We start from the raw sequence: 765 nt of genomic DNA on the forward strand, positions 1-765 counted from the left end.
ACGACACCCGCCTGATCGCCTACGTCGTCACCACCGGCGACCTGCCACCCGCCGACGAACTCCGCACCTTCCTGCGCAGCACACTGACAGACCATCAGATCCCGTCAATCTTCATCGAACTCGCCGCGCTGCCGACCAACGCCAACGGCAAACTCGACCGCAACGCCCTGCCCGCACCCGACACCAGCCGCCCCGAACTATCCGGCGGCTACCAACCCCCCAGAACCGCCACCGAAGAAATCCTCACCGGCATCTGGGCCGACCTCCTCGACCTCGACCGCGTCGGCATCACCGACAACTTCTTCGACCTCGGCGGCCACTCCCTGCTCGGCACGCAGGTCATCACCCGCATCCGGACCCTCTTCGACATCGAGCTGCCCACCGCGGCCCTGTTCGACCATCCCACCGTCAACCGCCTCGCCGCCGCCGTCGATGCCACCACCACCGGCGTCGCGGTCACGCCCATCACGCCGTGCGACCGCGACCGCCCGCTGCCGCTGTCCTTTGCCCAGCAGCGGCTGTGGTTCCTGGCGGACCTGCACCCGGGCGCGATCGACTACAACCTGCCGATGGAGATCACGTTCGACGGGCCGGTCGACTCCGCCGCGTTGACCGCCGCATTGACCGCCATCATCGCGCGCCATGAGATTCTGCGGACCCGGCTGGTCACCGACGCCGACGGGACACCGCACCAGGTGATCGACCCGCCCGGCCAGTTCTCCATGGACAAGATCGACGTCACCGGCGAGCCAGACCCACGTGCAG

General features: G+C 68.2%; 1 protein-coding gene. It reads left to right on the forward strand.

What is annotated here, in order from left to right:
• On the forward strand, positions 1–765 hold a 765-nt coding region (locus tag ABD901_RS58785; RefSeq protein WP_345145128.1), incomplete at both ends, for a condensation domain-containing protein.

Origin of the sequence: Dactylosporangium darangshiense, assembly GCF_039537565.1 — a bacterium.
Taxonomy (GTDB): Bacteria; Actinomycetota; Actinomycetes; order Mycobacteriales; family Micromonosporaceae; genus Dactylosporangium; species Dactylosporangium darangshiense.